The 25430-nt window shown below is 46.4% G+C and carries 20 protein-coding genes; 12 read left to right on the forward strand and 8 right to left on the reverse strand.

Annotated features, from left to right (window positions below):
- Positions 1-366: 366 nt before the first annotated feature.
- The 4 genes from P2W70_RS01935 (at position 367) to asnB (ending at position 4249) form a co-directional block, all read left to right on the forward strand.
- On the forward strand, positions 367-966 hold the full coding sequence (locus P2W70_RS01935; protein ID WP_276479733.1) for an acyl carrier protein phosphodiesterase: 600 nt from the start codon (positions 367-369) through the stop codon (positions 964-966).
- A gap of 190 nt (positions 967-1156) precedes the next feature.
- Positions 1157-1729: a DUF2911 domain-containing protein gene (locus P2W70_RS01940; protein ID WP_276479734.1), complete on the forward strand. Its 573-nt coding sequence runs from the start codon at positions 1157-1159 to the stop codon at positions 1727-1729.
- Between the two features lie 14 nt (positions 1730-1743).
- Entirely contained in the window at positions 1744-2382 is a 639-nt protein-coding gene (locus P2W70_RS01945) for a DUF2911 domain-containing protein (RefSeq protein ID WP_276479735.1), read from the forward strand.
- Positions 2383-2401: 19 nt separating this feature from the next.
- Entirely contained in the window at positions 2402-4249 is a 1848-nt protein-coding gene (asnB, locus tag P2W70_RS01950) for an asparagine synthase (glutamine-hydrolyzing) (protein WP_276479736.1), read from the forward strand.
- 35 nt (positions 4250-4284) lie between these two features.
- Here the strand turns inward: asnB and P2W70_RS01955 are convergent, their stop codons facing one another.
- Complete coding sequence (locus P2W70_RS01955) at positions 4285-4713, reverse strand: hypothetical protein (protein WP_276479737.1); 429 nt, start codon at positions 4711-4713, stop codon at positions 4285-4287.
- Between the two features lie 365 nt (positions 4714-5078).
- On the opposite strand from P2W70_RS01955, the gene P2W70_RS01960 reads away from it, so the two are divergent.
- Complete coding sequence (locus tag P2W70_RS01960; protein ID WP_276479738.1) at positions 5079-6221, forward strand: cystathionine gamma-synthase; 1143 nt, start codon at positions 5079-5081, stop codon at positions 6219-6221.
- Between the two features lie 140 nt (positions 6222-6361).
- Positions 6362-7141, forward strand: a complete 780-nt coding sequence (locus tag P2W70_RS01965; protein ID WP_276479740.1) for a TIGR02757 family protein — start codon at positions 6362-6364, stop codon at positions 7139-7141.
- 72 nt (positions 7142-7213) lie between these two features.
- Here the strand turns inward: P2W70_RS01965 and P2W70_RS01970 are convergent, their stop codons facing one another.
- Together P2W70_RS01970 and P2W70_RS01975 are read right to left on the reverse strand one after the other, a co-directional pair.
- Positions 7214-10000: an outer membrane beta-barrel protein gene (locus P2W70_RS01970; protein ID WP_276479741.1), complete on the reverse strand. Its 2787-nt coding sequence runs from the start codon at positions 9998-10000 to the stop codon at positions 7214-7216.
- A 138-nt stretch (positions 10001-10138) separates the two neighbouring features.
- Positions 10139-12835 carry an outer membrane beta-barrel protein gene (locus P2W70_RS01975; protein ID WP_276479742.1) on the reverse strand — a complete coding sequence of 899 codons (2697 nt, stop codon included), beginning with the start codon at positions 12833-12835 and terminating at the stop codon, positions 10139-10141.
- A 59-nt stretch (positions 12836-12894) separates the two neighbouring features.
- Between P2W70_RS01975 and P2W70_RS01980 the strand changes: the two genes are divergently transcribed.
- Entirely contained in the window at positions 12895-13221 is a 327-nt protein-coding gene (locus tag P2W70_RS01980; RefSeq protein ID WP_276479743.1) for a hypothetical protein, read from the forward strand.
- A gap of 20 nt (positions 13222-13241) precedes the next feature.
- A complete protein-coding gene (locus tag P2W70_RS01985; RefSeq protein ID WP_276479744.1) occupies positions 13242-14363 on the forward strand; it encodes a GNAT family N-acetyltransferase in 1122 nt (373 codons plus the stop codon).
- A gap of 55 nt (positions 14364-14418) precedes the next feature.
- On the opposite strand, the gene P2W70_RS01990 is transcribed toward P2W70_RS01985, so the two are convergent.
- From P2W70_RS01990 to P2W70_RS02000, 3 genes are all read right to left on the reverse strand, one after another.
- Complete coding sequence (locus P2W70_RS01990) at positions 14419-15516, reverse strand: fatty acid desaturase family protein (protein ID WP_276479745.1); 1098 nt, start codon at positions 15514-15516, stop codon at positions 14419-14421.
- Positions 15517-15726: 210 nt separating this feature from the next.
- A complete protein-coding gene (locus P2W70_RS01995) occupies positions 15727-18342 on the reverse strand; it encodes a bifunctional glycoside hydrolase family 9 protein/polysaccharide deacetylase (protein ID WP_276479746.1) in 2616 nt (871 codons plus the stop codon).
- Positions 18343-18352: 10 nt separating this feature from the next.
- A complete protein-coding gene (locus tag P2W70_RS02000; RefSeq protein WP_276479747.1) occupies positions 18353-19603 on the reverse strand; it encodes a serine hydrolase in 1251 nt (416 codons plus the stop codon).
- Positions 19604-20442: 839 nt separating this feature from the next.
- Here P2W70_RS02000 and P2W70_RS02005 point away from each other — a divergent pair.
- Positions 20443-20838: a GreA/GreB family elongation factor gene (locus P2W70_RS02005; RefSeq protein ID WP_276479748.1), complete on the forward strand. Its 396-nt coding sequence runs from the start codon at positions 20443-20445 to the stop codon at positions 20836-20838.
- A gap of 57 nt (positions 20839-20895) precedes the next feature.
- On the opposite strand, the gene P2W70_RS02010 is transcribed toward P2W70_RS02005, so the two are convergent.
- Positions 20896-21222 carry a hypothetical protein gene (locus P2W70_RS02010; RefSeq protein WP_276479749.1) on the reverse strand — a complete coding sequence of 109 codons (327 nt, stop codon included), beginning with the start codon at positions 21220-21222 and terminating at the stop codon, positions 20896-20898.
- 543 nt (positions 21223-21765) lie between these two features.
- Between P2W70_RS02010 and P2W70_RS02015 the strand changes: the two genes are divergently transcribed.
- The 3 genes from P2W70_RS02015 to P2W70_RS02025 all read left to right on the forward strand — a co-directional run bounded on the left by P2W70_RS02015 (position 21766) and on the right by P2W70_RS02025 (position 24383).
- Positions 21766-23148, forward strand: coding sequence for an aldehyde dehydrogenase (locus P2W70_RS02015; RefSeq protein ID WP_276479750.1), 1383 nt, complete (start codon positions 21766-21768; stop codon positions 23146-23148).
- A 198-nt stretch (positions 23149-23346) separates the two neighbouring features.
- On the forward strand, positions 23347-23853 hold the full coding sequence (locus P2W70_RS02020) for a glutathione peroxidase (RefSeq protein ID WP_276479751.1): 507 nt from the start codon (positions 23347-23349) through the stop codon (positions 23851-23853).
- A gap of 20 nt (positions 23854-23873) precedes the next feature.
- Entirely contained in the window at positions 23874-24383 is a 510-nt protein-coding gene (locus tag P2W70_RS02025; RefSeq protein ID WP_276479752.1) for a hypothetical protein, read from the forward strand.
- Positions 24384-24459: 76 nt separating this feature from the next.
- Here P2W70_RS02025 and P2W70_RS02030 read toward each other — a convergent pair whose 3' ends face one another.
- On the reverse strand, positions 24460-25422 hold the full coding sequence (locus P2W70_RS02030) for a M28 family peptidase (RefSeq protein WP_276479753.1): 963 nt from the start codon (positions 25420-25422) through the stop codon (positions 24460-24462).
- Between the last annotated feature and the right edge of the window lie 8 nt (positions 25423-25430).

Here is a 25430-nt window from a genome sequence, read left to right on the forward strand (position 1 = left end):
GAATAGTGACAGGTGGAGGCCAATGTTAAGTAAGGTTAAGCATGGTTGGCCAATGTTATTGCTGACGGTCAATTGACCTATTTGGAAAGGGCTGATCCTAAACTTTTTCTGCTTGCAGGAACAAAAGCTGTTAGATGTTGTTTGGTTTAGTTTAACAATTGAATGATGTACCGTTGTTGATCACATGATCACCAGAATCGGGTAGGACATCTCACATGATGATGTGATGTATTTTTGCCTTTGTCAATCGATTAACCTGGATTACCATTCATCACAAAATTTTAACGGTCTTCACTGTAAATTTTGGCTATACAGGCAGTCAAAATCCTGTAAATTGTAATATAAAGGCCTCAAAACATATAAGTTGTGAACTATCTCGCCCATGCATATCTCTCTTTTAACCTTCCTGGCATTTTAGTTGGTAACCTGATCAGCGATTTTGTGAAAGGGAAAAAGCAATTCGATTATCCGCCGGACATACAGAAAGGTATTGTGCTGCACCGGGCCATCGATACTTTTACGGATGAGCATACTGCTACTGCCCGTGCCAAGGAAGTTTTCAGGCCTTTTTACCGTTTATACAGCGGTGCTTTTGTGGATGTAGTCTATGACCATTTCCTGGCGAATGATCCTACGCAGTTTGCCGGCAACGATCTGTTCGACTTCTCGCAGCAGGTATACCATACGCTGGACCAGCAGGAGCGTTTTTTTCCAACTCCGTTTAAGATGATGTTTCCCTACATGAAGCAGCATAACTGGTTGTATAATTACCGGCAGCGCCATGGGATCGAAAAAAGTTTCGAAGGGGTAGTGCGACGCGCGGCTTACCTTACGGAAAGCCGGACTGCCTACCAGCTTTTCGAAGATCAGTATGATGAGTTACGGGCATGTTATGATGATTTTTTCCCTTCCTTGAGGGCCCACGCGTTGGCAACCCTGCAAAGCTTTGACCATAAAGCAGTTTAATCCAGTTTTAATGGCTGAACAGTAGGGGTAAATTGCTGCCCGGAGTCCTATTATGGGGGCGTTCCGGTTTGGTTGTCGAGAGCGGGACAGGGATATTTTCGGGGAAGATGGACCCTAATTCCTCTTGTCCTATAAAACCCATCAGGTTCCGTTGTAATCTTTTATTTTTGCCGATTAAACACCGCAGGAAATGAAGCATGTGACGATTCTCCTCCCAATGTTACTGGTATTTGGCATTTGCCAGGCCCAATACAAGGCTTCTTCTTTTGATAAGTCGCCGATGGATATGGTTTACTACCCGGTCAACTACCCGGTTTTAAAGATCCAGAACAAGGTGTCGGAACCGTTGATGGCCAGGGTAATCTACAGCCGACCTTTGAAGAATGGCCGTTCGGTTTTCGGAGAACTGGTGGAATATGGCAATATCTGGCGACTTGGTGCCAACGAAGCGACGGAGATCGAGTTGTACAAAGATGCGAAGTGTGGTTCGGAAACGAAGTTGAAAAAAGGGAGGTATACTATGTATGCTATTCCTTTTGCAGACAAATGGACGGTTATTTTCAACAAGGATACAGATAGCTGGGGTGCATTTCAGTACGACGTGAAGAAAGACGTATTGCGGGTGGATGTACCTACACAAAAGATGCCGGAGGCGGCAGAGGCGTTTACCATGCAGTTTGAGAAGGATAGTTCAGGTATCAACCTGGCCATTATGTGGGATAATGTAAAAGCCCTGGTTCCTTTCAACTTCCAGAATAATTGATTATTTGCCCCAATATGCGTACAACAAATCATTTGCTCGGATTGCTTTTCATGGGTATGTTTTCAGGTCTGGTGACTGGTTGTGGCCATGAGCCGAAAGCACCGGGTAGTAACCAGGTGACGATCAATCCCGCAATCGGTACCACCAGCGATAAGCAGGTGCCGCTGGGTGTCGACAAATCTCCAATGGATATGGCTTATTATCCGGTCGATTACCCCAAGCTGAATATGTCGCACAACAACCAGGAGCCGCTAATCGCCCGGGTGATCTATAGCCGGCCTCAAAAGAGCGGCCGGGCCATTTTTGGGGACGTATTGAAGTATGGTAACCCCTGGCGGCTGGGGGCCAACGAAGCCACAGAGCTGGAGTTCTTCAAGGATGTAGTGATCGAAAACCAGAAAGTTGCCAAGGGCCGGTATGTTATGTACTGTATTCCTTACGAAGACAAATGGACGGTGGTGTTAAATAACGACCTGTATACCTGGGGCCTTAAGATTGATTCGACTAAAGATGCCTACCGGTTTACCATACCGATCAACAAGACCAATTATCCCTTTGAGTTTTTCACGATGGAATTTGACAAGCAAGGCAAAGGGGCTGAGCTTATCGTAGAATGGGATAGTGTCCGGGCGAAACTTCCGTTTACCTTTTAGTGTTGTATATTGAGCCACTATGTGTGGTATTGCAGGCATTATAGCTGCCCAGCCGGGGCTGGTGTCGGAACAGGCTGTTAAGGGTATGACCGATGTACTTGCACATCGCGGACCAGATGGCGAGGGTTGCTGGATTGATGCCAGCGGACGGGTGGGTCTTGGTCATCGCAGGTTATCGATTATCGATTTGCGGGTTGTGGCAGGGCAGCCAATGCATTATCTCGACCGGTTCTCCATTGTATATAACGGCGAGCTCTATAATTACCGAGAGCTTCAACAATCCCTGATCAAAAAAGGCTATTCTTTTCACAGCTCTTCGGATACGGAGGTGATCCTGGCTGCCTATGCTGCCTGGGGGGTACAATGCCTTGACTACTTCGATGGAATGTTTGCTTTTGCCATCTGGGACGACCGAGAACAGCGTCTTTTTGCTGCGCGTGACCGGTTTGGCGAAAAACCGTTCTATTATTATCAGGATGAACAGCGTTTTCTGTTTGCCAGTGAAATGAAAGCGCTGTGGGCGGCAGGTGTCAATAAGCATATGGAAGGTTCCATGCTTTACAATTACCTGACCCTGGGTTATATTCAGCACCCGGGCGACCAGGGGGCTACCTTTTACACGGGAATCCGAAAATTGCCCGCCCGCCACTACCTCCTTTACGACCTGCCAACCAGGAAACTGAGTGAGCATGTTTACTGGAAAATTACGCTGGCCGAAAAGGGCCAATCGCTTTCTGCTTCGCAAGCCACTGAGCAACTCGATAGCCTGCTTTCCCTTTCAGTGGAGCGGCGTTTGCGTAGCGATGTACCGGTAGGTACATCCCTCAGTGGTGGGCTGGATAGTGCGACCATACTTAGTTATGTGGCGCGTTCGACTGGCAGGCCATCCCGCCTGCAATCATTCTCTGCTGTGTTCCCGGGTTTTGAGCGTAATGAGTCGGCAGCGATAGCACAGACGGCCAATTTCCTGGGGGCGGAGAACTATCAGGTTGAACCGTCATCGAGCGACCTTATCGATGATTTTGACCGTATTTGTTATCATCTCGAAGAGCCTTTCCAATCCGCCAGTGTGGTAGCGCAATACCGCGTTTTTCAACTAGCCAGGCAATACGGCGTTACTGTTTTACTGGATGGGCAGGGAGCTGATGAATTGCTGGCTGGTTATAGCAAATATTACCCCTGGTTTTGGCGTGAGCTGTATCGTAGTGATAAGCGTTTGTTGAGCAGTGAGCTGAGTCAATCTATGGATAATGCCTGGCGTCGGGAATGGGGCTGGAAACAGCAGGTGGCTGCACGCTTTCCGCGCCTGGCCGCCGCGTGGCAAATCAGGCAACGAGTACGCTCGCAAAAGGAGCAGTTGGACCTGCACCCGGAATTTGTATACGCTTCCGGCCGCTCACACTATGCGCTACCGCACGATCCCCACCTAAATGGTGTGCTGCATTATAACACCTTTCATAATGGTCTCGAGGAGTTGTTGCAATATGCCGACCGGAATTCCATGGCCCATGGCCGGGAAGTGCGCCTGCCTTTTCTGTTTCATGAGCTGGTCAGTTTTGTTTTTTCTCTGCCTGCGAAATGGAAGATACAGGATGGGTATTCTAAGTGGATATTGCGGAAAACTATGGACCAGCGACTGCCGGCGGAAACAGTATGGCGGAAAGATAAAATTGGTTTTGAGCCGCCACAAAAATCCTGGATGGCGAACAAACGGGTTTCGGAATATAGACATCACGCTCGTTCCGTACTGGTAGATAAAGGTATCCTGAGGTCTTCGGTATTGAACAAAAAAAATCAGCCGCAGGATTCACATGCGGCTGACAATTATGATTGGAGGTATTTCGTGGCCGGAATTTTACTACAGTAGACTAATAAGTGGCTGAATACGCTCCCCATTTCCGGTTATCCTTTCTTATATTTTTCAGTGATCTGATAGTTACCAGATTCATCGACCTTGAATGTATACCAGTTTTTGCCGTCTTCCACTTTTACAAAGTAGGAAACGTCATTGCCTACGGTCAGTTCTGTTACGCCAAACAGGTTCTTTTTTGGATTCTCCTTTTTCAGTTTATTGAAAATATTGAGTGGTAACATTTGGGGTGAATAATACCTGATGGAGCTCATCATATCCCCTTCTTTGTTGTAGTTGACCTTGGAGCGGATACCTGCACTTACGAAGCTAACGGTAAAATAGTTGTCTGTTTCATCCCATCGTACATCTTCTGCCTGTGTGAATGTTTCGCGGAAGGATTTGAGCACTTTTTCGTTGGGATCTGCATAAGCGGCAGCGGCTATAAATGCTGCGCAAACGATCATTAATACTTTTTTCATGGCTATAATTTTTATTGGTGAACTGGGTGTAACGTTAATTACCCCCCAAATGTAATCGCTGTATTATCGCGCAACAAGCCAATTGGTAGGGGCGGAACGCACATGATAAGTACTACGAAGTATTTCGCAGATGGAAGGGGTTTGAAGGGAGTGCCTGAAGGCGTGAAACATAGTGGGGTACTGTGTTTCAGAAATGTTACACCTTATTTTTGAATGTAGGTTAAGCTTGTGTTAAACTGGAAATCCGGGATTGTGGACGGCATTAGGCGATAAGTTGTAGCCATTAAAAGTTGCCAACCGTGACGGGGCAGAGTTAGGGATTATTCTGCATCTTTGTGTCAGTTATTCACCAATATTAAGAATATATGAAGCCAGCGACCAAGTTTATACATGCCGGTGCTGAACCGGATCCTTCTACAGGAGCCATCATGACGCCTATATACCAAACATCCACGTATGTACAGGAAGCTCCGGGTAAGAATAAAGGGTTTGAATATGCCCGGTCCCAGAACCCGACGCGTAAGGCGCTGGAGGAGGCATTGGCAGCTATCGAGAATGGAAAATATGGCCTGGCTTTTAGTAGTGGCGTAGCGGCGACAGACGCCGTATTGAAGTTGCTGTCGCCAGGTGATGAGGTCTTGACCGGCAACGATTTGTACGGCGGTACTTACCGGTTGTTTACCAAGATTTATGAGAAGTTTGGTATTCGATTCCGTTATGTGGACATGACTGATAATGCGGCAATCGAAGCTGCCATTACCGATCAAACAAAATTGATCTGGACGGAGACTCCTACCAACCCGTTAATGAACATCACCGATATTGGTGCAGTAACGGCTATGGCCCAAAAGCGCCAGGTGTTGGTGTGCGTCGATAACACTTTCGCTTCTCCCTATTTGCAGAATCCGTTGGATTTTGGCGCGGATATAGTTATGCACTCTTCCACGAAGTACCTGGGTGGCCACAGCGATGTGATCCAGGGGGCATTGGTGATGAATGATCCTGCCTTGCGTGAGCAGCTGTATTTCATTCAAAAGAGTTGTGGGGCAGTGCCGGGGCCGATGGATTGCTTCCTTGTATTACGTGGTATCAAGACCTTGCATGTGCGTATGCAGCGACATTGTGAGAATGGCGAAAAGATCGCCCAGTTCTTACGCCAGCACCCGGGCGTCGGTAAGGTGTATTGGTGTGGTTTTGAGGACCAGCCGGGATATGCAGTGGCTAAAAAGCAAATGCGTGGCTTCGGTGGTATGATGAGCTTTACCTTGAAGGACGACAGCGTAGAGACAGCCATGAAGGTACTGTCGTCTACCAAGATCTTTTCGTTGGCCGAAAGCCTTGGTGGTGTAGAATCTTTGATCAATCATCCTGCTTCCATGACGCATGCCTCTATACCCCGGGAAGAGCGTATTAAAAATGGACTTAGCGATTCCCTGATCCGTTTGAGTGTCGGTATCGAGGACCTGGAAGACCTGGTACTGGACCTGGAGCAGGCTATTGGGAAGTAGGTTAATATTGAATTTGTCTTTTAAGGGCTGGTATGGTGACCGGCCCTTATTTTTAGGGGAGGCTTGAACTGCGGTTCTGTCTGCCACTAAAGCCTGTGTAAAGGTAAAATGTAATCGCGCCGAATTCGGATATTTGCGCCATGAGCGCAAAGCCCAAGGACCTGTCGGAATTTTTCAATAAGAAAGTCAGCGAATACAACCAGCCTGATTTCATTAAGGACGACCCTGTTTGTATACCGCATCTGTTTAGCAAAAAACAAGATATTGAAATTGCGGGCCTTTTTGCCGCGATCTTTGCCTGGGGTAACCGCACTACGATCATCAAAAAGGCTAAAGAGCTCATGCAGCTCATGAATAATGCCCCGCATGATTTTGTATTGCACCATACCTATCAGGATTTGCGAAAACTGGAAGGGTTCAAGCACCGTACCTTCAATGCCACTGATCTACTCTATTTTGTCAGTTTCCTGCAATACCACTATTCCCGTAACGAAAGTCTCGAATCAGCCTTCACCAAATGGATGTCGCCACAGGATGAAAACATCGAGCAGGCTTTGATTGGCTTTTACCACTATTTTTTTTCTCTGGAAGAGGTGCCTTCCCGTACCCGTAAACATATTGCGTCTCCTGAAAAGAATTCGTCCTGTAAGCGCCTCAATATGTATCTCCGTTGGATGGTTCGGAATGACGACCGGGGAGTCGATTTCGGCATTTGGAACAGCATTAGCCCCGGTCAATTGATCTGCCCAATAGATTTGCATGTAGCTCGTGTAGCCAAGCGGTTCAATTTGTTGCGGCGTGACCCGGTAGACTGGCTTGCTGCTTTGGAGCTAACGAGCTACCTCAAAAAGCTGGATAAAGTGGACCCTGCGAAGTACGATTTTGCGCTCTTTGGTCTGGGTGTTGTGGAGAAGTTTTAAATCCGACCGGTTACCGCACAAAAAAGGGCCAGCACAATGACCGGCCCCGATAGGCACATGAGAAAACATCTGTTAGAACATAAATAACGAATTTCTGCCTCCTACCTTCTGTGCTGGTGGTGCCCCAAAATTGCGAATGTTATAGGTAAATGTGAGCAGGAAGTACCGGCGTAATACTGTTGTCTGATTGTCCTGGATATAGTTTTCACGGGTCGTACGGGAGACGCTGATGTTCTGGTTAAGCAGGTCATATACCGATAATTTCAATTGTCCTTTGTCATCTTTCAGGAACAGGTAATTAATGCCGCCATTCCAGCGAAGATTACTTTTTCTCACACCAGGTGCTGTTTGCGGATTGTAGGTGTAGTCAATAGAACTTTCCCACACGAAATGCCTGGGCATTCTTATCACGATCTCTGAGCTGGAGTAATGTGTAACCACTTCCAGGTTGGGATAGATGTTGTTTTCGTAGCTGCTTTTGTTAAAGTTAACCGAATAGCGCTGGTTGAATTCAACTTTATCATTGTAGTTGAATGCCCAGTTCAGGCCTGGTTGCAATCCCCATGTCTTTACTTCACTGCTATTGTTGTTGACCAGCACCAGGTTTCTATTGTAATTTCCGAAGAAGGAGCCACGGAGGGTGAACTGCCATTTGTTCTGGAATTTCCATTGTTTGCTGGCATTCATACTACCGCTAAAACGCCAGACACCGTTCAGGTTGATGGGGCGGGTAATTTGTACGCCTTTATCGTCAACCCAACGCTCGCGGATCACGGCGTCATCACTAATGGTTCCATTTAAGTAACCATTAAAATTGGTTAGGCTTTTCGGGTTGAATTTATTGTAACGGAGATAAAGCTGGTGCGATTTGGTCGGTACCAGGTAGGGGTTGCCCAATTGCTGATAAAGGGTATTGGTGTTGTCAATTACAGGTTGCAGGTCTGTCGCCTGTGGCTCGTTGATGTTGACATTGTAGCTGAAAGCCCATTCCTTGTAATTGATGTTCAATGCAGGTAGGATATAATTGAATTGCTGGTCGATGGCAGGGTTTTTGGCAAACTCATTATCGATGTTCAGCGATTTGTAGGAAACTCCTGGCAGGATGGACCATTGCTTAATTTTCCAGTTCAACTGGGTGGTCAGCGTAGTGCGGGTTCCGCTACGATTCACCGTATTGGACAGGTCTGGGTTAAGGACGGTGTATTGCTTGTTACCAAGGTCCATGTTATAGGTGTTCAAAGCATCTTTGTCTTTAAAGTATTCACCATACCCAGACAGTTTGATGCCCAGGTTTTTGGCGATGGGTTCATTGTAGTTGAAAGTAATGCTGGCTTTAATATTCCTGTTGTTTCTGTCGCGCAGCTGATCGAGGGTGCGTTTGCTGGCTGACTTGTAAAACGTGTCGACGATGTTGTTGTATTGATCTTCCGTCCCATCGCTGATGTTTAAATCCTGTCCTATGTAGAGTGAGCGGTCTTTTTTTCGGAAGGAGCGGTTAAAGGCAATAGTGTGGCTATAGCCCAGCTGGCTTCCATCGATGCGTTGGGTATTGTGGCTTTCATTCAACAGCGGCTCGAAATTGCTGCCAGCAAAGGATTCAAGCAGCCTATCGGAACTGTTGTTTCGCTTTGTCAATAATGGCGAAAAGCGAAAGGTTGAAAAGGAATCTACTTTCCAACGTATACTTCCGCCTATACGATGTGTAAATTCATTGGCGACTGATCGTGAATCGTTGCGCGTGGTGAGCGAGGTGTCGTTAAAGAACTGCTGTGTATTGTTCAGCTGATCCATCCTGGTGTTGTTTTGGCCATAGAAGTACTGCAAATTCATCGTCACCTTTTTGCCAAATTCATTGTTGAGGTTGATGCCTCCGCCAGTACTTTTGTTGATACCGCCACCCAGACCGCCAAAACTTACACCATTGAGGGCGAAACCGCCGTCTGATGACACCATCATACTGTTTACCCCTGCGCGATTAAATCCTCCCATGGACATCACGTCTCCAATTCCAAAACCTGGGCGATTCAGGTTGTTGGTGAAGCCCAACAAACTAACCTGGAGGGTATCGCGGAACATATTGACAATACCACCGGCCTCATAGCGGTCGTCGGTGCCTGCACCAGCGTATAGTTTTCCGAATAATCCCTGTTTGATGCTTCTCTTCAGTTTCAGATTCAGCACTTGCCCTAACTGGCTTTTATTAATATCCGGGTTTTGATCCAACTGGTCTTTATCGTCTGCGACCTGGATCTTATCGATAATGTTAGCCGGCAGATTACGGGTGGCTAATTTGGGATCACCCCCGAAAAAGTCCTTACCCTCGATGGTAATTCGGTTTATGGGGCGGCCGTTGAAAATGATGTTGCCATCCTTATCTACTTCAACACCTGGCAGCTTTTTAAGCAGGTCTTCTACCAGGGCGGTAGGAAGGGTTTTGAATGCTGCAGCATTGAATTCGATGGTGTCTTTTCTTATTATCACTGGTGGGCGTTCAGCTATTACCAGTACTTCGTCCAATGATTGGCCATCGGGTATCATTTTCAATGTTCCCAAGTCGAGGTTGGGGGAGGTTCCGGTCAATTCAAACTCCCGGCGAACGACCGCATAACCGGAGAAGGAGATAACCACGCGGCATGGTATGTTGGTCGGGAGACCAGGAACTTTAAATACACCTTGTGGATCGCTAAGGCGATAAGTGATGATTGAGGTGTCTTTAGCTTTAAACACAGTGACGGTGGCTAGCGCGAGCGCTTGTTTGCCTGCCGAGTCGACCAATTTACCGGTCACGGATCCTTTCTCCTGTGCAAAGGTTTGACTGACAACCAGTAATAGGGTGAGGAGTAAAACTGAATATCTCATAAGCGGCTACGAAGTTTCCGTAATGTTACGAACAATTCGTAAATGTCTCAAAATTAATTTGTAAAGGAAATCATAAAGGATGGATGAAAGGCCATTTATGAGGATGGACACCCAAGCCGGTCTTTGCCCAAAATGTCCCTAAAATTGTTTTAATGTATATATAAAAGAACACATGAAATATTGCCGAAGTACCTGTACTTGTGTGTCTTCAATATAGGTTGGTGTGATAGACCGGAAAATACTGGTGTTTTGTTTTAAGAGGTCGACAACAGTCAGGCGAAGCAATCCTTGTTGTTTTTTAAACAATTGGTAATTGAAAGCAATATTCCATAGCGTTACTGATTTGGGAAATCCCGGGGCCGTTCTGCTGTTATATGAGTATTGTAGCAGGTTTTCCAGGATGAATCGTTTGGGCCAGTTGACAAAGGTGCTGACGTATATCGTATGGTTGATGTTTTCTGTGGACTGTTCAAGCCCGATGGAATACTTAGTATCCATGTATTGGATCGCATACGATGGAAGTATCGTAAGTAGATCCTTATAATTGTACGTCAGGGAAAATCGCTGCGAAATAGTGTATGCTTTTGTGATATTGGCGATCTTATTGCTGAAAGATGTATTTCTGTTAAAGGCGCTGTAATTGGAAAGGGATATGCGTAAAGACCAGTCCTTCTTTTTCCAGTTGATGCTATAGGTGAAGTTGGTGGAGAGACCCCAGTTTCCGTTGCTATTTATTGGCCTGGTATATTGTACGCTATCGAACCATGTTTCATTAACGATCTGGTTGGTAGCACTATTAAACGCTACCCCGACGTTCCAGTAATCACTGCTTTGGTATCGTTGTATGTTATAATTAACTGAATGCTGAAATGAAGGCTTGAGTTCGGGATTGCCGATCCTTATGTACAAGGGGTTGCTGTTGTCGGCTGCCGGTTGTAACTGACCAACGGTCGGTTGCTGGCTTCTCCCGTGGTAACTGATGTTCATATTGCCGGTTTTGCTATACCTGTAATTCATATTAAAGGTTGGAAAAAGGTTTTCGAAACGCTGATCAAGTACTTTGCTTGAGCGCATCGAACCGGTCGATTGATTGAGCCACTGAACAGAAGTGCCAATATTGGCGGAAAGAATATCTGATTTATACCCTAATAAAAGTTGTGGCGTGTGAGAAGTTACTCTGCTATTGGTGGCATTGGAAAACATGGTGTCCTCCAGGCTGTATTGCCCTGTAGCAGGGTTGTGGTTGTTGGTTTTTTTTTCGGCAAACGTTTGGTTGTCGCTGTACGTGTATCCCATCTGTAAAAATAACTTTGGGCTGAACGGCTCGGTCCAGATCGTATTGGTTGTAATTTGTTTGCTGCGGTCATTGGCGTTTGAAACCTGGTCAATAGTATCCAGGCTTGTATTTCCATCCTGACTATAGAAGGTTGAATTACCTTTATTTGAATCGTTTGCCTGCCGGGTGTTATTGGCGTAATAGACATTAACCGTCAACGCGCTTCCCCGCTTATTAAAGCGCCTGCCGAAAAATGATTCTACTGAAACGCTTTTGTCGTCAGATACCGTTTTGTAGCGGTTGTTTGCGTCGTTGAGCTTTATGCCCGACATGCTGGTTGACAGTGCGTCATTACTGGTAATGGAATGGTTGGTGGCCCCGGCAATGTTGGCATTGATGTATAGGCTGGTGAGGGTGTCGGGTTTATATTCGATGCCAAGGTTTGCCCTGTGGTTTTGTCTTTTGCGGGAGGTGTTGGTAACTCCGCGGTATATGAAGCTCGTATCCGGTAATATATTCTGACGACGGGCACTTGTCTGGTTGACTGTTTGGCTATTTCCATACCAATAGCTGCCTCCTATCCGAAGCCCTCGTTTGAAATCATTCCCAAAGTTGATGCCGGCGGACCTGGTATTGGTAATACCGTTGTTACTGCCGCTGAAACTGCTGATCGGATTTGACATGGAGAATTCGCCTCCCGAACCTCCAGAGCGGTTGATGTTGTTGGCAAAACCGATGAAATTCAACTGCATGGATCCCTTGTAGTAGTTAATGCTGCTGTTTGCTTCGTATCTTCTTTCGGATCCGTAACCACCGCTTGCCCTCCCAAAGAGGCCGTTTCTGCTGTTTTTCTTGAGCGTTATGTTGATGGCTTTGTCCTCATTGCCTGTAGTTGTTTTTCTAAAGTCGGCTTCCCTGGTCTTATTGTCTACGATCTGGATCTTATCGATAATATCCTTGGGAAGGTTTTTAGAGGTGATCTTGAAGTCGCTGCCAAAAAAGTCTTTTCCCCCGACGGTTATTTTCGTCACGCGTTTTCCATTTACCGTAATATTACCTTCATTATCTACTTCTACACCAGGTAGCTGTTTTAGCAAGTCTTCGACTACTCCATTAACCGGTGTTTTGAAGGATCCTACGTTGAATTCAAGGGTGTCTTTTTTTACGAGTACCGGCGGGCGTTGGGCGGATACCACCACTTCATTCATTTCAGTGTAATCCTTAGTTAGCTGAATCGTATTGATGATCAACTCCCTGGTTGGGGGTGAAATGACGAAGTCCTGAGCATAACTATTTAATCCACTATATGAAATCAATACCCGACAAGGTTTAGCCTGGGGAATATCTTTCAAAACAAATTCTCCCTTTTTGTTAGTGATCGCGTAGGTGATCAATGAGGTGTCGGACAGGAGAAAGACTGAAACGGTGGCGGCTTCTATAGGTTGGCGACTGGTTGAGTCAATAACTGTACCTTTAAGGCTGGCATATTGGGCGCGTTGCGCCTGTGTATGAAAAAGCAGGATTAAGGTAAACACAATAAGGCCGGCAATAGAACGCATAATTCTATCGGATAAGATTGGTCTATTGCAATTGAGGCCCAGTCTAAAATTACTCCATTTTGATTGAAAAAGAGTTCCAAATTCAAGTGCAGCACCTGCTTTCCCCGGCTTTGGCTATCCGGCCCGATGCCGATTGGAATGAATGGATGCAGACTGTCGCGACAAGGGTCAGCCGGTTGATCGAGACTGATTTTCCAGCCCTCGTGAACCTGCTTTACCAAATGGATGTGAGTGAATCGAAGCTCAAGGCTTTATTGGCGGGAAAGCCTGGCACTGATACCGGGATATTGATTGCCCGGTTGATGGTTGAGCGGCAACTGGAGAAAATCCGAACTCGAAACGCGTACCGGTCTTCAAAGGATATCCCCGATGACGAAAAATGGTGAATAATTGCTAAGTTCGCCGAATGAACTTGATTGAGGTTAACAGTCCCCGTACGGCCCGCGAATTCATCGAATTTCCCAAGCAGCTATTCAAGGCAGATCCGAACTGGATCAGTCCGTTGGATAACGATGTGGAATCGGTATTTGATCCCTTACGGAATGTTTTCTTTGAGCATGGCGTTTGTACGCGTTGGCTGCTGCAGAATGCACAGGGAGAGATCATTGGACGTGTGGCTGCCTTCGTCAATTTTGAAAAAGCTTATAAACATGCCCGTCCAACGGGCGGAGTAGGCTTTTTCGATTGCATCGATGACATGACAGCTGCCCGTTTATTGCTGGATACGGCTAAAAACTGGCTGCAATCACAGGGTATGGAAGCCATGGAAGGTCCCATCAATTTCGGCGAGAATGACAAATTCTGGGGATTGCTTATCGAGGGATTCAAACCGCCAAGTCTCGGTATGAACTATAATCCGCCGTATTACCAACAATTCTTTGAGTCGTATGGGTTTGAAAAAGAATATGATCAGCTGACGAACTTTCTGGATATCACAATTCCTTTCACCGAGCGTTTCACCAAGATTGCAGATTGGGTGATGAAGAAGCCTGGCTATTCCTTCAGGCATTTCGACAAGAACAACTTCACTAAATATGCAGAGGATTTCCGGGAGATCTACAACGATGCCTGGAGTACATTTGACAATTTTACCCCTATCCAGATGGGGGTTATCAAGGAATCCTTCAGACAAATGAAGGCAATCATGGATGAGCGTATCATCTGGTTTGCCTATTATAATGAAGAGCCAATTGCCTGTGTGCTCTGCCTGCCCGATATCAACCAGGTTTTAAAACACGTAAATGGAAAGCTTAACCTTTGGGGGAAGCTTAAGTTCCTTTGGTATAAAAAGACCACCACGATCGATCGTCTCCGCATCATTATCATGGGCTGCAAAAAGAAGTACCAAAATCATGGTATAGAATCAGCCCTCGTCCGCAGCCTACAACTCGAAGTCGTTCCAAGGGGGACAGTAAAAGGGGTTGAATTGGCGTGGGTGGGAGATTTTAATGACAAAATGCTGGCTATTCATGCCGCAACGGGTGCCAAACTGGATAAAGTGCACCGAACTTATTTAAAGATTTTCTAGTTGTTAAGTATCCTCCTAGTCTGAACTGGTCAAATAAGTATAGATTTCATAATATCTACATCGTTTCTTCAAAGATATCTTCAGCGGCACCATTCCGCTTCAGGAGTTGGTAGTGCTTCCTCAGGGAGCCTGTCAACGAATAAGCCTTGTAGGGAAGGTCGTAACGTGCCGCATATTCCTTCAATAACCCCGTTACCTCAGGATAATAAATGTGGTTGACATTGGGAAATAGGTGGTGCACCACGTGAAAGTTGAAGCAACCCATGCAGGACCTCGTGAACCAATTGTCAGATTGCACATCATTGGTTGTCCTTAACATGTGTATCATCCAATCATGGGGAAGTTGATTGTGCTCGTCCGGCTGCGGAAAGTCTGCACTGGTGTTTGCATGCGGACTCAATAACACGATCAGGGAAAAGATGCTGGCCGTAAACATCATAAGTAGAAAGCCAAGTAAGACATGGGTCCAGCCAACTTTCAACAACAGGCCGGGTACGATGACCAGGTATAGCAGGAAGATGGATTTGAATACGAATAATTTGATATACTCGATAGGCGGAATGGTGGTGAGTTTCCACAAGGTGCGTTTCTTATTGAAAAAGTCCCTGAAGTCTCTGATCAAAAGCCAGTTTAACAGGTACAATGGATACAGCATCGGAAGATAAATATGCTGAAAACGGTGTAAGGGCAACGCTTTGTCTGTCGGGAAGATCCGTGCCAGTAAGCTCTGTTCGATATCGGTATCCCACCCCGAAACGTTGGGATAATTGTGGTGAAAACGGACATGACGCATTTTCCAGGTATAGCTGTTGGCACCCATCAGGTCAAACAGGTATACGTACCAGTCATTGAGCTTTTTGCTGGTGAAGATGGTGCCATGTACTGCGTCGTGAATGATATTCAGGAAGATAACCACCAGCAAGAGTCCAAGACCGCTGTATGAGATATACATCACCGCTGGGTTATTACCCCAAACGATCAGGCATAGATATGTTACAAGATACAAAATGGGAAATACCAGCGCTTTGAGTATAATGCCTGGTTTGCGTTTCTTTTCCAGTTGTGCTACCAGAAAATGCACGTCCTGCCGCAACTGGTGAAAGATCTTTTCATGGCCACTTTTCATGTATTGGGGCCTGGATACCTTTTCCATGATGATACACTTTTAATGCTTTTCCGATCTGGGTTTTTTCGATGGGAGGGGTTAAAAGTGCAAGCTGCCGGTAGGCAGCTTCTTCAGTGCATAACTTATGTGGGTGGGTATTGTTCGATAATTACAGGCGAAAATCAGTCCTCCACTTGCCAAAAATCATATAGCAATGGTACTAGCGGCGGGAATCCGCAAAAGGTGACAATGAAACGATCAATGATTTTGGAGTAACTGGTCGATCCTTACCATTTCGTACCCTTCACGTGTTAGGTAATTGATCAATTCGTCGAGGCGGTTATACAATTTATCTGTGCGTTGTGGTGCCGTTCCTATGTGTAGCAGCAGTATAAAACCATTCAGTCCGGCAGGTGATTTACGGTTGTAGCCATAGATCGATTGAAGGACCTGGTCAGATGATCGGTAGTTCTTCATGTCGGGTGTTGTATAATCTGCGTGGCTGATGGTGCCGGGTGTGTAGTTAATTAATTGAAAACCCGCCTGTTTGGTCCAGCTGGAGATGGAGTCGTTGTACCACTCGTAAGGCGGCAGAAAATAAGGGGCGGCGGCGGGCTCAATAAGAAATGGGCTCATAGCCGTATAGTTGGAAAGTAGGTCTGATTCGAATTCCTGTTGGGTGACCAGCAAGCTGTCTCTTTTATTCCAGTCACAATAGAGCAAGTGTTGGTCGCTATGCGCACCAAGATAATGACCACCCTCTTTGAGTTGCCTGATTATCGGGCCAAAGGACGGTGTTCTATAGAAACGTCCCGTCAGAAAGAAGGAAGCCTTCACCTGTTTATTCTTTAAAGTATTGATGATTGCAGGTCCGCCGTCACCAAATTCGTCGCCTGTAAAGACAATCGCCAACTGTTTTCGGCTTGTATCGCCCCTCGTGATAGCGCGCGCAACTCCGCCCTTTTCGCGGTTGTATGATATGCGGGTTGACGTATTCTTACTTACCGGCATTTTATACCCCCTCGGAACTTGCCTTTTTATGCGCCCGGTGGCCGCTGGCTTGCTATGTGTTCGGTTTTGTTCTTTGGCTGCCAATAAATAGATGAGCGATGCTGTGCCATCCATGGTTGGTTCATTGGTGCTGTAGTCACCATAATCATCGTGATAAACCACCAGGTCGCTTTGAAAGGCGGCGTATTCATCTGGCTCATTCAGTGTAATGCCGATCAGGTTCTTGAAAATACTGCCGTAAACCGGCCCGTCAACCAATCCGCCATCTATGGGGTATTGCTTCAGGTGGGTAAATGCGGAGTGGGGATCAGTTGGAGTATCGCCATTGGCCGGTAATCCGTAGACCATACTCGTTCCCCATGGATTGCAGCCGAACAACCAATCAAAATTGGCTTGCTCGAGTTCGAGAAAGTCTGCATCTCCAGATAACTGACGATACCAGTAGCATTGGATGGCAAAAGCAGTGGTTAGGTTATTGCTACACCAGATAAAGGGGATGCCACGGTAAAATGCATTGTTGGCAGATCGTTGCCATACCTTTTCAATCCCTTGTTTAAAGTATTCAATCGTTTCCTTTTGTGGTTTACCAACTAGTTGCTTCGCGAGTTCGAAATGCCCCAGGTTAATGAATGGATACCATTGGTAGTGGCGGGCTGTATCACCACCGAGCCAGGGAGTGATCTTTTCCATTTTAGCAAATTGAAGAGCGGCCTTCAGCAGGCCATCGTCCGGCGATTGTCCATTGGCCATTTCCATTTGCCGAAGGCTCGCGGCTGCCAGCTGCATGTCATCTGTCCAGTTGTCTTCTTCGTAAAAATAGGGCGCCCGCCCGGGCGCTGTCTGACAAACACCTGGATTGGCAATACCCAATCGGTAGGCCGATCGTGCACGTTGGAATAGCAAGTTTTTGTAGTCGGCTTGCTCTCCGCTCATTAATTGAAAGCCGAGTGCAAACGCGCTGGAGAATTTTCCGGCTGTGGATGCAACGCCGGTCGCGCGATTTTTATACTTAAACAATCCCTGTGGCTGGCCGGTGGCAAAATAAACTGGTCTTTCGTACCCTTTCCCGTAAAAGCTGTCTTCTTTTGGAATGCGCATACCAGCATGGTCACGGTCGTCGCCCAGTTGGTTAAACATCCAGTCTTCACGGGGATGCATCTTCAGCAGCCAGTCGAGTCCCCATTTGGCCTCATCCAGTACATCGGGCCGGTTATTGCTGCCGGCCAGGCCATTGGCGAGGTGTCGATCGCTAAACACTTCCGGAAAGTCGCGGTAGGCAGCCAGCAAATGCCAGGTGGCATTGGCGGAGGTGGTTACGTATTGCAGGTAATCAGAAGCGTCATGCCAGCCGCCGGAAACATCGATATGCGTGCTGTCGGGCATGGGCCCGTACATGGTGTAGCCATCGTACGTGTGGCAGGAGTCTTTTAGAAATGGATTGTAGCCGCTACGTTGCTGACGCATATAGCGCAGACAAAAATCTGCAACTCCTTCATAAGCCTTTTCTTCAATAATAAACTCCGGAGAAACAGCATCGCCGGCCCGGATAACATAGTTGCCGGGCTTCTTCAGTCTTGAAAAATTAAGCCGGTACGTTTGTGCAAAAGGACCATATGCACCAAAAGCGGGACCTGTGTTGCCTTTGAGTACGGTGTTGCCTGTATTGATCTCGATTACATAAAATGAGGTAATGATCTGATCCTTTTTGCTGCACCATACAGCCGTTTTCGGACCGTCGGGCAGGTACCCCAGTTGATTAATCCTGATCCAGGCTTTGGTGTCAACGGGTTTGGTCAACTGTGCTGTAAGTTTTATACAGGCCAGCATAAGCGTGATAAGCAGCAATAATAGGCGGCAAGTCATGATACGTCGTTTATTGATCCTGGTAATTTAACTTGAATCTTGTCAGATCGGGTTTATACTTTCGCGGTCGTGTCAGTTCATATTGATAGATGATCTCTCCTGTTTCTTTGAAAAAAGGATACCCGACCTGCTCATATTCATATCTGTTATCGTTCAGTATTCCGTCGCTGTTTACATAGATGACTCCGCTCAGCATAAATTCCACCTGGTGTTTAAAATCTACTATATAGGTAACATCTGTAAGAAACCCGTACGACCATCCGGTCTTATTAAAAGCTCTGATATAACTTGGTATAGGGCTGCGTCCTGCTTTGAAGAAGAAAAACTTGGTATAGCTGTCGAAGTATTCGCTTGTGTCGTATTTGGGATATTGACTTTCGGACGGGAGCTCCGACATATACCGATACAGGAATTGATAGTCATCCTCAGTAAGATTAAATCGTTGGGCTGGCTTAACAGACGCTGGAAACAAAACAGATTGCGCGATCTGTTGCAGATCCTGCAGCGGCATATTGTTGTGGGTAGTAAAGTCCATTGGGGCTTTTATCAGACTGTCGTTGCGGTCCCAATGGCCGCTACCGATAAGTATTTTTTTGGTAAAGTCGAAGGGGAGGGGGTTATAGGTCGCGGGTTGCTCGTATAGCAACTTACCATCCTGCATAAACCTGATAACATTTGTATGCCGGTTCTGTTCTTCATTCATGCTCACAAATCGACGGGTGATACGGCTATTGGGGTACCCTTTTCGCCACAACCGCTCGTTTAGCGATTGCTGTCCTACGAATTCGTAGAGTCTGTTGTAGGCGTCGTTATCGCTTACCAGGAATATCTTCCGGATGTACTGTGCGATAGATGGAAATCCACTGATTGCCGAGGTGTCGGTCCATACCCTGGTCTGCCTTTCAAAACTGCTGTCGGTAAGCATGGCGGTGTACTTGTCGACGCCGGGTTTGTTCAGTTCATGTAGCTTTTCCAGTGCGCAGAAGGCTGTAGGCATCTTTACCATCGATGCCGGGTTGAAATAGCGGCTACCGTCAACATGCAGTAAATAATGCTTAAAGGTCGGCAGATTGTTTTTATTGCGGTCTATCTTGGTATAGATAAGCTGGTATTGAAAACTATCAGGATTATTCAACACATGGAGTAAACCTGGGCTGGCTTTTTCCCGCAGCAGCTGGTCGAGCCAGGTGTCGGTTTTTTGCTGGCTGAAGGCCATAAATGCCATGGTTAGCACCAGTAAGGTTGCAGAAAAACATTTCATGTACAAAAGATACGAAACGCCTGTATTTTATGCCATTTTTAGGTGGAAAGATGGATGTTGCGGTGGTGTCTGTCCAGGTAGAATATTTTTGCTATCTTTATAACATGTCGGGCATTATTAATCATACACGCGCTTTGTTCTGCAAGCAGGTTATGCTTGAGGCACAAACCTCTTGTGCCTGCCTGCTATTCAATTTCGGTAAAAAGTCGAACTATTTTCCCACCTGTAAGGATTTTCATAAGTAGCCCCCGGCCTATCCATCATTTCCCGGGCTGGGGTTAATCATGTCACCATAGCGATAACGCCTGGTGTCTTCGTTAGGAGACGCCGGAAATCTATTATTTCAATGGATCGAGCGGTTCCTGGTATGTACTGTAGGTTGTTATTACGGACCGGCGCTGTACATGGCTTATGCCAGCTGACGATCCATGGCTCAACTCTTTTTCATGATTAAGAATTACCGTGTAGTGGCGTCCAATAGCCCATTCCTTTTGCCATTGGTATTACTCAATGTCATTGTCATTAAATATGGCTTTACGGTCAATAGCGATTGGAACTGGCTATTGTGCTTTACTATTCCTCTATTATTCCTATCGATAAGAAAAACACGGCGGGTACGGCATCGCGCTAAAGCTGTTTTGCAACTGAAACGTGAAATCCGTTATACTACCGAGCCGGTTTTTCGGGGGCGGCTGCGTAAGAAACGCGACACCAGGGAATACGTTCGATTCAGGGTTTTCAACAAACATAAATAGCTTTTATTGCCCTATTCGATTTACCGGCGTCTTTACAAGACGTCCGGATCTGTTTGTTTATTCAATAACTTAAATATATGCGATATGCAACCATTAAATGCACAGCTTATTCTCCGTTTGGATGACTATAAGCTATTGACAGCTTTCCTCAATAATTGGTATGGTAATACCCCTGTAGAAAGAAAAAGTGCGCTGGATCTCCAGGAGGAACTAAAGCGTGCGCGCCTGGTAGAGCGGGACGAGTTTCCGGCAGATGCCGTAAGACTAAACTCGCGGGTAAAGATCATGGCCGATGGCCGTAAAGATGTTATGGAGCTGGTACTGGTAATGCCTGATAAGGCTGATATGAAAGAGCGGAAAATATCAGTAGTGGCTCCCGTGGGTGCTGCGCTCATTGGTTTCCGGCAGGGTCAACAGGTAAGTTGGCTGGTGCCTTCTGGTAAACGCACCTTTACGATATTGGAAGTGATCAATGAATAGATGAAATAGCCATGCGGGGCGAAGTAGCCGCCCCGCGTAGCTATATTATGAAATGAATTAAAGAATGAGAATGAGTATAAGGACTATTAACAGGATGCCGCCGAGTGAAATATAAACTCCGCCGCGACCAATAGCTTTCGCTTCTTTGTTCAGGTCCTTAAGTTCGTGCCTGAGCTCTTTGCGTTCTGCCCTGGTAAGGGAAGATCGATCCATGCTCCTGATCTCCTCCACCCGGCTTTTAATTTCTTCCACCCGTGCTTTCTTCTCGTCTTCCGTCATTCGGGCAATCTTTTCTTTGTTGAAACCTTCGGAGTTGGTAGTTGCCTGCACAGAGAGTGCTGTGATAGACAGGGTTATTGCAAACAGTAAGTGTCGATATTTCATGAGCTGTATTTTAATGTTCGGTAAGCAAAAGATTAGCCTACCAGTATTTGTTAGAAGTCAAGAGAAGAATTAGGTGCTGAATATCATGCTTTTGTTGTATCGCGTGCTAATATGGCGATGCCATTCCTGTAGCAATATTTCTACAAAGTTCGATCGCAGCATTGCCTGGTGAAGGCGCATGTTCAATTTTTGGCATCATTTTTAATTCTTAATAGGTCTACTTATGCTATTGGTGAAAGTAAGGGCACTGAAGGCAGTCCTGCACTTTCACCAATTTTTGACTTCACGCATCGTAACGATCCCTACTTTATATACTTTACTTTTTGCATCCCTCATCTCCGATTTCGGCTGAGTTGGCCAGGTTAAGGCGTGCTGATTCCGATGGAGTGCAGTGGTCATGCTACTTGTTGGTAAGCCAGGCTGATAAGGTGCATGGGCAGAACTATAGGTCGGTGAATGCGCTGTTTGAAAGCCCGGTTGCCCCAGGCGTTTCTGCCTTTTTTATTAATCGTCAAATAATAAGTAATTTCAGGTCAACGATCTATGCAAAATGAGCTCCTGAAAGATGCTATGCTGAGAATGCGCCACTACTTCGAGAGTGGGGTCACTAGGTCGTATAAGTTCCGGAAAGAGCAACTGTTGCACCTGAAACGAGCTTTGCTCAAATTTGAAGTGCCCTTGCATGAGGCTCTTCATACGGATCTAAAGAAGAGTGCGGAAGAAAGCTGGGTGACAGAAACGGGCTTTTTGCTAACCGAGATCAATACAGCTTTGAAGAAGCTCAAAGCCTGGATGCAACCGGCGTCTGTCAGCACCAATTTAGTCAATCTTCCATCATCCAGTTATGTTTATCGGGAGCCTCTGGGCACGGTATTGATCATCAGTCCGTGGAATTATCCATTGCAACTGCTGCTGGCACCGCTGGTTGGTGCAATGGCTGCTGGCAATTGTATAGTGCTGAAGCCGAGCGAGTATGCTCCCGCTACAGCCGCAGTAGTGAAGCAGCTTATCGAAGCGACCTTTCCACGTGAGTATATCCTGTATATTGAAGGAGAGGGGGCAACTGTTGTGCCGCAGCTGATGGAGCTGTTCCGGTTCGATCATGTTCTTTATACTGGTAGTACGGCGATCGGTAAACGCATCTATCAGCAGGCGGCGAAAAATCTTGTTCCGGTTACCCTTGAGCTGGGAGGGAAAAGTCCCTGTGTGGTGGAAGGGGATGCCAATATCAAGGTAGCTGCACGGCGAATAGCCCTGGCCAAGTTTTCCAATGCAGGTCAAATGTGTGTGGCGCCGGATTATGTGCTGGTACATCGTTCTGTATACGACGATTTGTTATTGAAATTGAAGCAAACCGTGCAGCAATTCTTTTCACCAGATCCTGCCAATAGCTACAACTATGGAAAGATCATCAATGCGCGGCAGTTTCAACGATTGATCAGTTTGATAGAAAACGGAGAAGTCGCATTTGGAGGGCAGCACGATGAGGCCATTTTGTATATAGCCCCTACTATTTTGACTGGTGTAGCCCTGGATGATGTAGTTATGCAGGAGGAGATATTTGGGCCCATTTTACCAGTTATTCCATTCGATACAAGGGAAGAGGCGAAAGCGATCATCGATCTGCGTCCCGATCCCCTGGCCTTCTACATTTTCGCATCCAACAACACCGTTCAGCAAACCTGGATCAAATGGGTCCCTTCAGGAGGGGCCTGCATCAATAACTGCAGTTGGCACCTGACCAACCCCCGCTTGCCCTTTGGGGGGCGAGGACCTAGTGGACTGGGAGCCTACCATGGCCATTATAGTTTTGAAACCTTTAGTCACCGGAAGTCCGTACTGAAAACACCCACCTGGTTTGATCCGGACATCAAGTATCCACCGTTCAAAGGCCGTCTAAAATGGTTTAAATGGATCATTCGATAAATTATGAAACGATTACCAGGATATCGCCGATGGAAACGGGCACTGATCGTGCTATCATTGCTGATCTTGGCATTTATGACGTATGTTGCGTATGTTAATCGAACCACTCCTGATATGACCAGTAAACAGAAAATATTGAAAGCTGTATATCCCCTGTTTATGGGGGTTACTAAACTATTCGGTAAAAACAATAAAGTTATGAGCAACAGCGCTATGACACCCGCACCGCAGTCTGTGTACGATCTTTCCGTTACGCTCAACAATGGTAACCAATTGGCGCTTTCCTCACTAAAGGGCAAAAAGATACTGGTGGTCAATACGGCAAGCGATTGCGGTTATACCAACCAATACGCCGACCTGCAAAAGCTCTACGAACAATTCCACGACAAGCTGGTCATTGTGGGATTTCCAGCTAATGACTTTCAGGAACAGGAGAAAGGAACAGATGATGAGATCGGTCAGTTCTGTAAGGTTAATTTCGGTGTAAGTTTTCCCCTGGCGAAGAAAAGTGTTGTCATCAGTTCTTCGGAGCAAAATCCTGTCTTTGCCTGGCTAACCAGCAAGTCCCGAAACGGATGGAACGAACAGCAGCCCTCCTGGAACTTTTCAAAATACCTGATCAATGAGCGGGGAGTGCTCACTCATTATTTTGATCCTTCGGTATCACCGATGAGCTCCGTTGTTGTTGCTGCCGTAGAAAAATAGCATCCCTTAAAATAATCACCATGCTGACGAAGGTAGATATAGAAAAGTACTTCCTGGCCGAGAAACAGGTCGGGTTGGTCATTTTTATAGTCGGGATTATCGCTCTGATACTGGCGGTTGTATGTTATTTCGTATTACGGGCCCCTTTTTACAAAGGAGCAGCCATTCCCCTGGTTTTGATTGGCGCAATACAGTGTTTTATTGGGTTTTCGCACTACACGAGCAGTGATAAGAGCCGGGTTCGAAATGTCTATGCATTCGATATGAATCCTCAGGAGTTGAAAGATAAGGAGTTGCCGAGGGTGGCAAAAGCGCTTACCGGTATTGCCACTTTTAAATGGGGGGCAGTCTTTCTACTGTTGGCGGGCATTACACTTTTTTTGTTGTATCGATCCCGCGCTGACCAATCAATATGGCCAGGTCTGGGTGTTGCATTGGCCTTGCAGGCAGTTTTCATGTTTGGGGCTGAATTTGTCGCCGAAAAGCAGACAAAGGGCTATCATGAGCAATTAAAGGAGTTTACCTATTAAATAGATACTGCGTGATATAACAGCAATGCACTTTGGCGGCTGGTTGACTGTACGTTTTCTGTCTCTTATAGGAGTGTTATTGAAGCTTCCCCTGACTGTCGAGCAATACGATTGTGCTTTTGATCATCTCACATACGCGGTAATAAAACTCCTTGTTTACTTTTTCAAAACTATCGGTCGGTTTGTGGTAATCAGGATGGTCTTCCACGCCGAAATATAGGTAGGGGATCTTTGCCTGATGAAAGGGTAAATGATCCGATTGGCTGGTCCAGTCGTCGTGCCCGCTGTTTGGCGTATCATGTCCAAATGATACAGTTAACGGTGTAGTGAGGCGGATACTATCGATATACTTTTTCAGGAATGGATTGTGATAGGTGCCGCTGGCATAGATCTCATTTTTGTCGTTGCGGCTAATCATGTCCATATTCACATTCAGCAAAACCTGGGCGCTTTCCACAGGCATATTCTTTACAAAATACCTTGATCCCACGAGGCCTTTTTCTTCGGCATCGAAGGAGGCTAAGATCAACGAATGTTTGGGCTGATGTTGTCTAAAATAACGGGCGAGTGCTAACAGGCAAGCGGAACCTGATGCATTGTCATCGGCTCCAAAGAATAGGTTGTCTCCCTTTTTTCCCAGGTGGTCATAGTGGGCTGAAATGACATAATATTGGTCTGGATAGGTAGATCCGGTAATAATACCGATGACGTTTTGTCCGGTGGCGGTGTCTTTAGCTTTGCCTACAGAAAAAGGCTGCAACCGGCCATTTGGGGGCAGCTTTAATTCCAACGAATCGAATAGATGGGATATATACTTGCGGGCAAGCGCATTTCCAGGCTTGCCGGTTTCCCGGCCTTCCAATGCCCCCGACGACAGGTATGCCAGGTCATTGATCAATGCAGCGCTATCCAGCGATGCGGTTGTCGTTGCGGTCTTCTTGCCACCATCGGGGTTTTTGCTGGCTTTGTTTTTACAGGCCAACAGGCTAATTGAAACTACAAGTGCCCAACAGGATACCCGGAACATACTTGTGATCATAGAAAAAG

This window comes from Paraflavitalea pollutisoli (assembly GCF_029360705.1).
GTDB classification, from domain to species: Bacteria; Bacteroidota; Bacteroidia; order Chitinophagales; family Chitinophagaceae; genus Paraflavitalea; species Paraflavitalea pollutisoli.